8 protein-coding genes are annotated in these 14,099 nt (G+C 33.6%); all 8 read right to left on the bottom strand.

Annotated features, from left to right (window positions below; translation table 11 throughout):
• Positions 1 to 360: 360 nt before the first annotated feature.
• The 8 genes from EYR00_RS13285 to EYR00_RS13320 all read right to left on the bottom strand — a co-directional run bounded on the left by EYR00_RS13285 (position 361) and on the right by EYR00_RS13320 (position 14,069).
• Entirely contained in the window at positions 361 to 1,620 is a 1,260-nt protein-coding gene (locus EYR00_RS13285; RefSeq protein WP_009009297.1) for an HdeD family acid-resistance protein, read from the bottom strand.
• Between the two features lie 97 nt (positions 1,621 to 1,717).
• Positions 1,718 to 4,366, bottom strand: a complete 2,649-nt coding sequence (gene adhE / locus EYR00_RS13290; RefSeq protein WP_003537016.1) for a bifunctional acetaldehyde-CoA/alcohol dehydrogenase — start codon at positions 4,364 to 4,366, stop codon at positions 1,718 to 1,720.
• A gap of 189 nt (positions 4,367 to 4,555) precedes the next feature.
• A complete protein-coding gene (locus EYR00_RS13295; RefSeq protein WP_003537014.1) occupies positions 4,556 to 5,245 on the bottom strand; it encodes a glycerophosphodiester phosphodiesterase in 690 nt (229 codons plus the stop codon).
• 9 nt (positions 5,246 to 5,254) lie between these two features.
• Positions 5,255 to 6,196, bottom strand: a complete 942-nt coding sequence (locus tag EYR00_RS13300; protein ID WP_035110947.1) for a calcium/sodium antiporter — start codon at positions 6,194 to 6,196, stop codon at positions 5,255 to 5,257.
• 155 nt (positions 6,197 to 6,351) lie between these two features.
• Positions 6,352 to 7,143 carry a Cof-type HAD-IIB family hydrolase gene (locus tag EYR00_RS13305; RefSeq protein WP_008793066.1) on the bottom strand — a complete coding sequence of 264 codons (792 nt, stop codon included), beginning with the start codon at positions 7,141 to 7,143 and terminating at the stop codon, positions 6,352 to 6,354.
• Between the two features lie 65 nt (positions 7,144 to 7,208).
• Positions 7,209 to 7,682: a superoxide dismutase family protein gene (locus tag EYR00_RS13310; protein WP_003537008.1), complete on the bottom strand. Its 474-nt coding sequence runs from the start codon at positions 7,680 to 7,682 to the stop codon at positions 7,209 to 7,211.
• A gap of 63 nt (positions 7,683 to 7,745) precedes the next feature.
• Positions 7,746 to 9,176: a C40 family peptidase gene (locus EYR00_RS13315; RefSeq protein WP_003537006.1), complete on the bottom strand. Its 1,431-nt coding sequence runs from the start codon at positions 9,174 to 9,176 to the stop codon at positions 7,746 to 7,748.
• Between the two features lie 309 nt (positions 9,177 to 9,485).
• Positions 9,486 to 14,069, bottom strand: a complete 4,584-nt coding sequence (locus EYR00_RS13320) for a discoidin domain-containing protein (protein ID WP_003537005.1) — start codon at positions 14,067 to 14,069, stop codon at positions 9,486 to 9,488.
• Positions 14,070 to 14,099 lie beyond the last annotated feature (30 nt).

The raw sequence follows: 14,099 nt of genomic DNA on the forward strand, positions 1-14,099 counted from the left end.
TCTTCCTCTGGAAGACACACTGTTGCCCTTTTACATTCTAGCAAATTTTTATTATCTAGGCAAGAATTTTTTTGCACTAACAAATAAAAAAAAGGAAGCATTGGGGAATACTTCCTTTAATGTATAGGTCGTTCTTGGGGAAGAAGGGGGTGACCTATACTTATATATTATCTTGTCTTGACGACATTTGTAATAATATCGGAGAAATGTGAACACTTTATGAACTTTTAAAAAAAATGTATAAAAAAAGGAACAATTTCTTGTTCCTTTTCTGCATAGGTGATTATATGGGAGAGGGGTCACCTATGCAAAGTATTATTGTCTTTCTTTGACATAACCATAATACTCCATTATTATGTCTCATTTATGGTCAATTGTCAATTGGTTATAAACATTTTTTGAAATAATAACACCATTTGCCCTTTGATATTCCTTCTCTAAATAGTTTTGATAAGTACCCGGAGAAATAATTCCATTTAAATCAATAATATCCATTCCTGCTTTTCCCATAATTGCTTCAGCTAACTTAACACAATTAGACCCTAAAACAAAATATGTTTTATAGCGTCCTCTTTTAAATTTAAAAAAGCTAGCTCCCGTTCGTAAATAAAGACGGCTGGCATAGTCATTACAATCATTCCTATCTTTATATGAACGCGGATACCAAGGGTAGGTATTTTCTTTTAACTTTTCAATTTCTCGTTTTACACTCGCTAACTGTTTAACTGTTAAACGAACCCCATAACTAAAAATCGTTTTATGATCAGTTTCGATGCAAAATGGAATATAACTTTCTCGTGGAGCAATAAACAAAACACCATCCCCAATGGTTTCAAATAATCTAATAGAATCGTAATCATAGTTTCCATAAGATATTACTTGATTATCGATACATATATCGCAATGTCCAATTGTCCCAAATCCATCTGGGCTAACATGAATAAAAATTTCTACATTTGCGTGATTCTGATCGTCTAAAAACTTCTCTGTTGGCTCAACTGCTAACCGTTCATTTATATAATCCATCATCACTTTTGGTACAAGGGCAGAAATAAAGATTGGTACGGGTATTCTGATCCGTCTCTTTAAACTGTCTTTATGCTGCTGGGGAATAGCGGTAAAGATTCCATCAATAATGTAATTTATTCCTAATAATAAGCCATAACCGCCAATGAAGATCATCATTGCATTAGCATCAGCATATCTCCCTAATAACAGTGCCAAGCCATAGATGATCAAAAACAGAGCCCCACACAAAACTGGAAATCGTTTACTCACTTTATCTTTTTTATAGTTTAAATAAGAAATAAATTTTATAATTCCATTTAATGTTATATAGATTGCAAAAATAGCAAATAATAATCTAATTGGAATCGCTGTATAAGACAAAATAAATATTCCTACTCCAATATTTCCAATTATATTAATTAAATCTCCTCTAAAGCGACGTCTTAAAAATACACTTAATTCATGAAGACCATTAATAATCAAAATCCATGCCAATACGTCAAATACACGCATTAAAAAATCTTCTCGCTGAATAATTGCCATTGATGAAATAACAATTAAAATCAACCCTAAAACACAATAATATATTGAATTATAAATATTACGTCGCATTAAATCACACCCCGATACTTTAATATATGCCCATTATAACACAAAGTGTCTAATAAAAAAGAGGCAACACTTGGTGTTGCCTCAAAGATAAACATTATTATTTATCGAATTTATTTTTATAATCCCAAATAGTTCTTAAGATTGCTTCCATATCATGTACCATAGGCATTCTTGGATTTGCTGGAGTACATTGATCTTCATAAGCATTCATAGCCATTCTGTGAATTGCTTCATCCCAATCTTTTTTATCGATTCCTTGAGATTCGATGTTAGATGCTAAATTAACTTTGTGACATAATTCTTCACAAGCGTCAGCAAACATTTGAACACCTTCTGCAGGAGTTTTAGGATTTAATCCGATTAATTGAGCTAATTCCATATATTTAACATCAGCTTTGAAGTTTTCAATTTTTGGCCAGATGTTTAATTTAGTTGGCATACTTCCGTTATATCTGATAACGTGTGGTAATAAGATACCATTAGTACGTCCATGAGGTACGTGGAATTCCCCACCAATTTTATGAGCTAATGAGTGGTTCATACCTAAGAATGCATTAGCGAAAGCCATACCTGCGATTGTTGCAGCATTGTGCATTTTTTCTCTAGATAAAGGAGTTCCTTCTTTAACTGATTCTTCTAAGTAATCAAATACTAATTTAACGGCTTGTTTAGCCCATCCATCAGTAAAGTCAGAAGCTAAGATAGATACGTAAGCTTCAACTGCATGAGTTAATACGTCGATACCTGTATCAGCAGCAATTGCAGCTGGTAAAGACATAACGAATTCAGGGTCAACGATAGCTACTGTTGGAGTTAAAGCATAGTCAGTTAATGGATATTTCTTGTTACAAGATTTATCTGTAATAACTGAGAATGGAGTAACTTCTGAACCTGTTCCTGAAGTTGTAGGAATACAGATTAAGTTAGCTTTTTTACCTAATTCAGGGAATTTGAATGCACGTTTTCTGATATCCATGAATTTTTGTTTGATATCATCGAAACATACTTCTGGATTTTCATATAATAACCACATTACTTTAGCAGCATCCATTGAAGAACCCCCACCTAATGCGATAATTGTATCAGGTTGGAATTTGTTCATTAATTCAAGACCAGCTTGAACTGTATCGAAACTTGGATCTGGTTCTACGTCAAAGAATAATTCTAAATCAACTTGATTTCTTCTTCTTCTAATAACATCTTCGATTTTTTCTACATAACCAAGATTGTACATACCTCTATCTGTAACGATCATGGCTTTTTCCATTTTTTTCATGTCTCTTAAATATTTAATCGAATTTCTTTCGAAATAAATTTTTGGAGGAAGTTTAACCCATTGCATATTGTTATTACGTCTCCCGATTCTCTTAATATTGATTAAGTTAACAGCACTTACGTTGTTTGATACAGAGTTATGTCCGTAAGAACCACAACCTAATGTTAATGATGGAATAAATGCATTATAAACAGAACCAATACCACCGAATGTAGATGGAGCGTTTTCGATAATACGGATTGCTTTACATGCATGTCCGAATTTCTTAGAAATTTCATGATCTTCTGTATGAATTGCAGCAGAGTGACCCAAACCATTGAATTCAACCATTTGAGTTGCTTTTAAGATACCATCATCAGTATTTTTAGCTTTTAATACAGCTAATACTGGAGATAATTTTTCTCTTGTTAATGGTTCATTTGGACCAACTTCTTTACATTCTGCACAGATAATTTGAGTATCTTCTGGTACTTTGAATCCAGCTTGTTCAGCGATCCAAGTAGCAGGTTTACCAACTACGTTTGGATTTAACTTAGCAGCGTTTACGTTATCACTGTATGCTACAGCACCAAACATAAATGTTTCTAATTTTGCTTTTTCTTCTTTATTTACAAAGTAAACTTTGAATCTTTTGATTTCTTTCATGAATGCATCATAGATTTCAGTATCAACGATAGCAGCTTGTTCAGAAGCACAGATCATACCGTTATCGAAAGATTTTGATAATACGATGTCATTTACAGCTCTAGGTAATACACAAGTTTTTTCTACATAAGCAGGAACGTTACCAGCTCCTACACCTAATGCAGGTTTACCACAAGAGTAAGCAGCAGCTACCATTGCGTTACCACCAGTTGCTAAGATTGTAGCAACACCTGGGTGTTTCATTAATGCAGTAGTTGCATACATTGATTTAAGATCTAACCATTGGATACAATCTTCTGGAGCCCCAGCAGCGATTGCAGCATCTCTAATTACTACAGCAGCCATTACTGAACATGCATGAGCACTTGGATGGAATGAGAAGATAATTGGGTTTCTTGTTTTTAAACAAATTAATGATTTGAAAATTACTGTAGAAGTTGGGTTAGTTGTTGGAACGATACCACAAACAACACCTACTGGTTCAGCAATTTCAGTGATTCCTAAAAGTGGATCTTCATTGATGATACCAACAGTTTTTAAGTGACGTAAGTTACTTGTTACATATTCACAAGCAAATAAGTTTTTAACTGCTTTATCTTCAAATACACCACGTCCAGTTTCATTAACTGCAGCTTCAGCTAATGTACCATGAGCATCAAGTCCAGCAACTGAACATTTAGCTACGATGTAATCTACTTGTTCTTGAGTGAATTCTTCAAATTTTGATAAAGCTACTTGAGCTTTTGCAACTAGTTGATCAACATGAGCATCGATTTCTTCATTAGTTGGTTCAACTACTTTGTTAACAGCTTTTTTTTCTGCCATTATTTCTTCCTCCGATTCATTGTGAAATATTTAATTTGTTTCCACCGATAGTGTACCCCAAATTTGCAAAAAACACAAGTAATATTGTGCATTTTTTCACAACAAAAACACTAACTTCACAATGAAAACGCTAACACTTGTATCACTGCTTAATTTACTGGATGAGAAAAAATCTAGGGTCTTTTTACCCTAGATATCTTTATTCGTAATTATTGTTTTAACACCCTCATCAACTAAAAAATCTTTAATATCATCACTATCTACTGTCCAAGTATTTACATCTATACCCCGACGCAAATAATCATTGATTTCCTTTTCATTTAAAAAAGTATATTTAGGATGTGCTCCATTAAAACGATATTCAAATACTTTAGCTTTATTGACTTGATAATTATCTTCATACAAATAGCCAAGATAAATACTATCATCAAGTTCTCTAAGATTAAGCAAACTCTCTAAATGAAACGATGAAAACATTACTCGATCTAATAAGCCCTTTTCTTTGATCATCATATAAGTCATTCTTTCAATATTCGGATACTGAATCTTATCAGTTTTTATTTCAATATTTAAGATTACATCTTTACCAATACAATAATCTAACAATTCCTCTAACAACGGAATTTTTGCCTCGATTCCATCAAAACGATAGTTAAAATTAAATTGGCACAATTGATCATAGGTATAATCTTTTACATACCCTTTACCATTAGAAGTCCGATCAATCTTTTCATCATGAATCAAGACTAGCCTATTATCTTTCGTTAGTTGTACATCTGTTTCAACACCATCAAAATTACCATCAATTGCAGCTTTAAAAGCTAACATTGTATTTTCTGGATATTTAGAACTATATCCCCGATGACCTAATTTAATCATATATTTCTCCTATAAAATGCTTACAAAATATGCCAAATAGCCAATCAGCATAATAATTGCCCCACTCTTTTTTAAATACCCATCGCTACCAATAAAAGTATATAATAGAAACAATGCCCCAATTGCAACGATTCCATCAATAATAAAACCACTTTCAAAAGCAACTGCTTTTGGGGAAATTAAAGCTGTTGTTCCTAAAACAAACAAGATATTAAAAATATTACTTCCGACGATATTACCAATTGCCAGATCACTCTTACCTTTCCAAGCTGCTGTCATTGAAGTCACTAACTCCGGCAACGATGTTCCAAAAGCAATAATCGTCAATCCAATCAAACGTTGACTAACCCCTAATTCTTCAGCAATATATGTAGCTGCATCAATCGTTAGATTACTACCAATTACAATTGCCGCCATTCCTAAAACAATCATGATGATTAGTCGGAGCAGCGTATCTTTTTCATCTAATTCTTCAACTTCATCCAATGGCACTTCTTCACCCTTTTTAACCAAACGATATAAATAGTATAAAAACAGTAAAAATAATCCCCATAAAAGCACTCCATCAAATCGATCAATCGAGCTGCCAAACTTTCCTAACATTAATAAAACTAGAGTTATTACCATTACAAAAGGAATTTCATATCGATATGTATTATTATTAACCTTCAGTTTAGCGATACACCCGGTAATTCCTAGAATCAACAAAACATTCATTATATTACTGCCAATAATATTTCCAACTGCTAAATCAACATTACCGCCTAACGCCGAAGTAATAGAAATAGCAGCTTCCGGAGCGCTTGTACCAAAAGCAACGATCGTCAAACCTATTACAATTGGGGGAATATTTAGCTTTGAAGCCAGCTTAGAAGCTCCCTCAACAAAAATATCAGCTCCTTTAATCAATAAGACAAAACCAGCTATTAAACAAAATAATTGTAAGATCATATCTAACAAGGCACTAACACCTATCTCCTTTCTCAAATCTAAAAACACTATGGTTAAAGTATAGCACAATCATCCCTTCTTTCAAGCGAATGTTGTAGACATCTTTAAGTATACCCGTTTAATAAAGAACTAACTGAAAAACAGCCCTAAGGCTGTCAAATTAATTCAAAATGTTTTAAAGCTTTAACAATGCCATCATTTTCGATTCGATCAGTTTCATAGTTAGCAACAGCCTTCGCCTCATCAACAGCATTTCCCATTGCTACACCAATCTTAACTGTTTCCAACATCTCAATATCATTTCGTCCATCACCAAAAGCAATAGTGTCATCAATATTTCGATTAATTCGTTCTACCAGTTTTTCAATTCCAACTGCTTTTGAGACACCCTTTAAAGTTAAATCAAAAGAATAATCACTTTGATGTCTTTGGACATCAAAATATTTACTCAATGCATTAACCATTGGCGAAATATCTTTTTTGTCATTAACAACAATCATCCCAATGTAAGTTTCTATCGTTTCTGGATCAAAATCATCAATAACTGTCTCCGGTTTCATGCCCCAATTTTTTGCAAACCACTGATGACGTTCATCATTTTGATCACGGACATAGATATAATCACTACTTTCAAAATAATAGTTAAAATCGTATTGTTCTGATAACGCCATCGTTGCTTTAATTGCCTCACTAGGAATTATTGCTTTATATACTGGCTCACCATGATATTCTACATAAGCTCCGTTACAAGTCACATACCCACTAAAAGGATAATTCATAACCCCTTCAGTAATAAAACATTTACACCGTCCTGTAGCTAAGAAAACATCATGTCCATTTTCTTTTAATCTATCTAATGCATTTCTAGTATTTTCAGTAATTGAATAGATATCTAAATTACACTCAATCAGTGTTCCATCGATATCAAAAAATAATAATTTACTCATCTTCATACCTCCGCCACTACATTGTACCATAGTTAGATTGTTTTTTAACTTAAGAAAAGTAAATATTATTGATATAATTCCCTAATCACACCACAAGCAATCATCGGCCCAGAATTTCCCGATGGCTGAGTAGTAAAATCATCAACATTTCCATGAATTATAATAGTCCGCCCAACAATTTGCTCTGGTGTAAATTTAGAAATATATACCGCCATCCAAGCTTGTCCGTCCTCAGAAAATAAAGGTGGCAGATCCCCAGTATGATATGGATGTGGACAATTTGTCGTACTATAATGTCCTCCAGCATTACCAAAAGGATTTTCCGGTGTCCCACTACAGCTAGAACCTTCATGAATATGCAAACCATGTATCCCTAAACCACAACCGGTAGCCGGTAACCCTTGAGCCTCAACCACAACGATCGTTCCTTCTTCAAAACTATATGCTAGCATTGTTCCCGTAACTGTTGCTCCTGTAATTAAAGCATAAGCTTTAGGACTAGTATTACATAATACCCTAATAAGATCAAAACTATTCATTATATACCTCCCCTATATTCTTATGCCTAAATATAAAAAAAAGAAAAGGACAAACGCCCTTTTCTATAAATATCTTCTTGCACACACGTAATTACGATTTAAACTAGACACTTTTACAACATCTCCAGTTTGTGGTGAATGAACCATTTGTCCATTTCCAACATAAATTCCAACGTGAGTAATTCTACTTGTACTTGAACCAAAGAAGACTAAATCTCCTGGTTGTAAATCTGCACGATCAACTGCTTTACCACCTTGAGATTGAGCTTGCGCAGTTCTTGAAAGGGAAATTCCATGCTGACGATATACCCAAGATGTAAATCCTGAACAGTCAAATGAATTTGGTCCCGTGGCTCCCCATACGTATGGGCTACCTAGTTTTGTATAAGCAGTTTCTAAAATTTTACTTCCCGGTGTATAAACCTTTACATTTAAAGTTGCAACTGTTTGATTACCAGAACTATCACTTACTGTATAAGTAACAGCTTTATCTCCTGTGCTGCCAGTATCAATATTACCGATTACAACATTACCAGTCACATCACCATCTTTATTATCAATAGCTGAGACTAAATATTGTCTTGGATCAAAAGCATCACCTTTAATTACCTCAACTGCATTTGTTGACAAATTAACTTGTGGTCCACTTATATCTTTTACTGTAAAATTCAAAGTTGTTAAAACTTCATTTTTAGCTTCATCTTGCGTACTAACAGTAATTGTTTGTACTTCATTTTCTTTCTTAGTGTCTACTTCACCAGTAACAGTGTTGGTAACAGCACTTTGATCATCAGTAGCTGTTAAAAAGTTCTCTAATTTAAATTCGCTACCATAATCAATTACAATATCATTTCCTTGTGATAAAGTAACTACTGGAGCAGTCAAATCAGATACTGCAAAAGTAAACGTCTTTTCATTTACATTCCCAGAAGAATCGGTAACTGATAATTTAATATCTTGAATTCCCGCTTTAGTCGTATCTAATTCCTGATTCGATTCAATGAATGGCGAAACATCACCATCAACATTATCTGAAGCAGTTACATAACTGGAAATATCTTGACTTCCATTGATCGGTACTTGTACGACATACCCTGTCTCGACTCCAGCAACCTTAAATTTTGGTGCCTCATCATCAACAACATCTACTTTAATAACTTTAGATGCTGTGTTTGAAAAACTATCTGTTGCCGTGACTGATAAATCATATGTACCTAACTGATTAACATTCACGCTGCTAAGATCATTTGCAGTAACTTCGATTTCCGGACGACTATCTTGATTATCTGTAATATCAATAGCATCTAAATCTACTTTGTCACCATATGAAACCTCGATTCGATTAGAAACAATTTTTGGTGCTTCTTTATCGACCGCGGCATAACCTACTAACATAAATACTGATACCCCTAAGATTGGGATAAACATAGCTTTCCGTTTGATAATATTTTCATTAATAAAATTATTCAATTGTTTAACACGCTGTTCTTTCATTAACTCACTTCCTATCTAAAACGTACCATTGCATAATAACATATCTGAATTAAAAATGCAAATTTTCTTGATTCCATCATACAAATTCTAATTATTAAAGAAGAAGTTTAATATATGAAACCATCTAAAATCCCCATGATTCCTTAATTTTTTCAATTTTTTTGCCCCTAATCAATTAATCAAACTCCTTTTTTTCATATTTTGAAATATTTTAAAGAACGGGATCAAACTGCTATATTATCAAACCTAATTTTCTAAATCATACACAAAGAGGGACAGCGTTAGCTCTCCCCCTATCTTTAATTATTTTTAATTAGATCTTTTTCTTTTTTTACTGAAATAAAACACAATTGATGCCAATGCTAATCCTGACGCAGAATAAAGCACATTTATATTATCTCCCGTTTCAACTTTATTGTCAATAGGTTTATCTTGACCATTTTTGTCAGGATCAGTTGGAGTTACTTCAATTTCCTTTAAATTCTTTTTAGCTTCCAACAGCCTATTCATTGCATCCCTAATTTCTTGTTCTGTAGCATCAGCTTCATTAAAGATCGATAAAGCATACTCGTAAGCCGCCTTAAATTCAGCTTTACCATTTTCTTGGTAATTATTCAAATCAATTGTACCACAAATATTTAATAAAGCTTCTAAATCTGTTTTATCAACTGATACATCTGTTTTTAGTTCTAATTCATCAATTGCATTAGTTAATGCTGTAATTGCTGCATTTACTTCTTCTTGAGTAGCATTTTCATTACCATTGATACTAATTGCATTTACTAATGCTGTTTTTAAAACATCTACTGTTTTATCGGTATATTTTGTAGTATCGATAGATTGTGCTTCAGCAATAACTCTTTCAAGCTCTGTTTTAACCACATCACCAATTTCAACCAGACTATCAATCGCTGTTTTTAAAGCACTCGCAGCGTCATCAATCTCTGTTGATGAAGCATCTGCTTTATCGAGAATCATTTGAGCATTAGTTAATGCTGTTTCAAAATCATTCCATGAAGCAGTTGTATAATATTCCTTTTCATAATTAGCTGCTAAGTTGACTACTTTTCTTAATTCTGCCTTAGAGTCAATTTGACGTACAGTAAATTCCGAAGCACAAGCAAATGATTTTCCGCCATTTCCAGTACCTTCTAACGCTACAAATTTAATATATCGAGCATTCGCTGCATCAAAAGTAATTTTCTTTAACGAAGCATTGGCAGCCAATTCTCCTTCAGAAACCTTTTGATATTCATCTGCCGCATTTTCTTTAATATATAATTCATATTTAGTAATTTGCCCATTGGTATTACCATCTTGTCGTGGTAGATAATCAAATTGATTAATAGTATGAACTTCTTTCATATCAATCTCTACAGTTGCTGGTAAAGCTTGATATGGGGAATAATTACTATGCCAGAAAGTAACCTCATTGTTATCAAATGCATAAGTAATCGGTCCTTCATTACCTGCTTGAGGATTTTCATTATCTGTAGATACAGTAAAGTTACTGCTATCTACCTTTGTATAATCAGTGTCATCACTTTGACTACCAGTAGTTGAAATCTCTAAATTATCAATAATCCCCTTGAATGATGTTGTCTTACTTCCAATTCTTTCTAATGGTAAAGTTAACGTTGCGTATTTACCACCAGTTGCATTTTTAGCTAAAGTATCTACTAATTCACCATTAACATACAATTCGGCCTTATTAGCATATCCCTTTATTTCTAATTTTACCCATTCGTCTTTAGGTAATTCATAATTAAATGAATAATCATAACCGATTCTTGAGAAGCCTACTTTTCCAGTATCTTTTTGTGACATTTTAATTGAACCCTTATCTGATTCAAATAAAACTTGTTCACCAGTTGCGTCTTTATCCATTTTCACCCAGAAAGATACACTGTTATTCGGTCCCATATCTGCTAATGGTGTTTCAATATAACTTTCACCACCACTTAATTCTAGGCCTTTAGAAAATTTTCCTGCTACAGTTGCAACATTCTTTTTATTAACGACATTATACTCGTTTCCTGATTTATCAACGATTTCACTCTTATTAAAATCATAGTTTAATACTGTATCGCTTTTGCTCGTTACAACATCACGCGGATTTGAATTTGGGGCAGTTCCTAATGAATTAACTACTTCATTTAATTCATTATATTTTAAATCTTGACCATCGCCCCATAATTTAGATGACATTGCCGGTAAAGCTTTTTCAAAACGATCATAAATATCATATTCACTTATACCATTCGCCTTTTTATCAACCATATCATTCCAAATTGCATATGCAGAACCTAACATTTGCTCATCTCCGGCCGGAATGATCGTTCCACCCATATTATTAGGCTGCCAGTTATTATAAATATTTTGACTATTTAAATAATCGTTATAATAACCTGCCCCCGGCACCATATATAAAGTTCCATCAACCATATTAATTAAATCAAAACCTTGTTTATACATTTCATTGGGGTTAGCCCAACTTGTATTCCAAATGTTCATTTGCACATTTTCAGAACGAACTGGTGTAGAACCTTTGCGCATTGATAAACTTCCCCACAAACGAACATCGCGTCCTGTATCTTGAATAAATTTTAACATATCATCAGTATATTGACGGAAGTTTTCTGCGTACTTACCATCATATTCATCAGTACCTACATTAACTGTTGTATTTTGATCAAAAACCGGATCATCACCATTCATATATTCATTAAAAATTGATTGAGTAAAAGCTAAACTCTCATCATACATACTATCTAGATCCAAATGATCCCAGTGACGTGCTACAGATTTATCTTTCATCGCTAAGTCTGGACGAACCTTCGTTAAAGCTAGAGAATGAGCTGGCGTATCAAATTCAGGAACAACCGCTACCCCCATATCCCGACATTCTTGGATAAATGTCCGGAACTGATCTTTTGTATAAAAAACATCTTTGCTAGTTAGATCAGCTTGATTTAATCCACCATTACCACCCGCTTTTATATCTGATTCTAGTCTAAACCCAGAATAAGCATCAAAAGCATTATCACCATAATCTTCAACCCAAATATAGTTATCATTTAAATGTACTTGGAAATCATTCATTTTATAATAAGCCATATTTTTTGCAATATCTTTTAATATATCTAATGAATATGGCATTCTTCCAACATCCAGCATGAATCCCCGAACTTCATATTTAGGGTAATCACGAGTTTGCCCATTAGGGATCGTATTACTATTTTGCTTTAAAATTTGTAAAATTGATTGTGTTGCCCAGAAAGCCCCTGTTTTGTCGACTGCTTCAACTTTAACACTATCTCCAACAGTCATTAAATAACCTTCTTCTTTTAACCCGGTATCACTACTTCCTAATGTAAAATAGAAATCATGCGCCCCTGGTGTATTGGCATATACTACTTCAATTTCTTTACCAGTTTGTGCTTGATAATCAGCCTTAAATGTTTTAGCTAAATATGCTAAATCATCTTTATAAGCTGGATTGATCACAATCCGAGAATCATCGCTAATTGTAAAGCTTCCTTCTGTTCCTACCCATTCAGCTAATTCTGGAACTACTTTAGGCTTAGCATTAATGCTGACATCAGGACTATTTTTTCCTGGAATCGTGACATTATATGCACCTGTGATCTTTTCTTGATCACCTTTTTTTACTTTATAATTTACAGATACTATTGTATCCACAATTGGCTGATGAATCGTTAAATCACGATCTAAGATTTGTTCATAATCAGCACCAATAAACTCAATTTCAAATCCCTCGGGAACTTGGGGCAAAGCCATCTTTGTATCTCCTTTAGCTACCGCTGGAATTACTAGATTATTAATTACATCATCAATCGTTACAATCTGTTCGCTATCTACCTGTTGTTTAACTGCATATGCTTCGAATTCATATAATGATACTGTAGGCCAATTAACACTCTTACCATCTCGATCTTCCGCTAGATTTTCAAAATCTGAAACAACAACTCTTAAATAACGAGTATTAATCGTATTGTCAAAATTAATAATATCATCAAATTCTCTAGGTGCTTTAGTAAGTGTTTTTACATCTTCCCAGCTTGTCCCATTTTTTGACGATTGAATTTTGTACTTTGTTGCATTACGGCGTTCCCATTTCAAAGTGACTGAAGCAATATCTTTAGCAGTTCCAAAATCTAAACTAATCCATTTATCATCATCATGATTAGCCGTACTTGCCCAACGTGTTTTCATATTTTCATCAACAACGTTAGCTGGGCCAAAACTAGTTGTTTCAGAACCACTAGCTACAGCCGTTGCCCCAACAGCTAAATTTTCATAAGATTCCTCACCTAAAACTTCAAATTCATATAGCGATACAGAAGCCCAGCCAGCTGCCTCAGTATCATCATAATTATCTACTGTTAATTTAACATAACGTGCACTCACACTATTTTCTAATGTTACTGTTGTAGTTAACGAAGTGATATTGCTATCATCTGGTTTAGTATATACTGGTGTATATTCATTATTATCATTAGAAATACTAATATTAAAACCTTTAATATTTTTTCTTTCCCATTCAATTTTAAATTCACTAAACGCTTTTTCTTCCTTTAAATCAATGGTTAAAACCATCGGTGTTGTTCCCATATTCGTTGACCAGCGTGACTGATCAGGTTTAGCAGCATCGCGATTTACGATTCCATCAATTGCTTTATCTGGCCCCCAATAACTTGTCTCGCTATTGTTTGCCGTTGCTGTCCCATTCAACGCATGATTGACTTTAGTTACAATATCACGAGGTTTTACATCATCAGTTGCAAAAACCATACTTGGCGCCAATGTACTAAATGCCATTGATAGTGTAATTGCTGAAGTCACTAGTTTTTTTACTTTCGTTTTCTCCATACCCGTTTCTCCTCATTTTCCCGTATCATT

It is taken from the genome of Thomasclavelia ramosa DSM 1402, from assembly GCF_014131695.1.
In the GTDB taxonomy this organism is placed as follows: Bacteria; Bacillota_I; Bacilli_A; order Erysipelotrichales; family Coprobacillaceae; genus Thomasclavelia; species Thomasclavelia ramosa.

Coding starts and splice junctions, on each gene's coding strand:
- EYR00_RS13315 (WP_003537006.1), bottom strand. CDS start 9,176: ATGAAAGAACAGCGTGTTAAACAATTGAATAATTTTATTAATGAAAAT.
- EYR00_RS13300 (WP_035110947.1), bottom strand. CDS start 6,196: ATGATCTTACAATTATTTTGTTTAATAGCTGGTTTTGTCTTATTGATT.
- EYR00_RS13310 (WP_003537008.1), bottom strand. CDS start 7,682: ATGAATAGTTTTGATCTTATTAGGGTATTATGTAATACTAGTCCTAAA.
- EYR00_RS13305 (WP_008793066.1), bottom strand. CDS start 7,143: ATGAGTAAATTATTATTTTTTGATATCGATGGAACACTGATTGAGTGT.
- adhE (WP_003537016.1), bottom strand. CDS start 4,366: ATGGCAGAAAAAAAAGCTGTTAACAAAGTAGTTGAACCAACTAATGAA.
- EYR00_RS13295 (WP_003537014.1), bottom strand. CDS start 5,245: ATGATTAAATTAGGTCATCGGGGATATAGTTCTAAATATCCAGAAAAT.
- EYR00_RS13285 (WP_009009297.1), bottom strand. CDS start 1,620: ATGCGACGTAATATTTATAATTCAATATATTATTGTGTTTTAGGGTTG.
- EYR00_RS13320 (WP_003537005.1), bottom strand. CDS start 14,069: ATGGAGAAAACGAAAGTAAAAAAACTAGTGACTTCAGCAATTACACTA.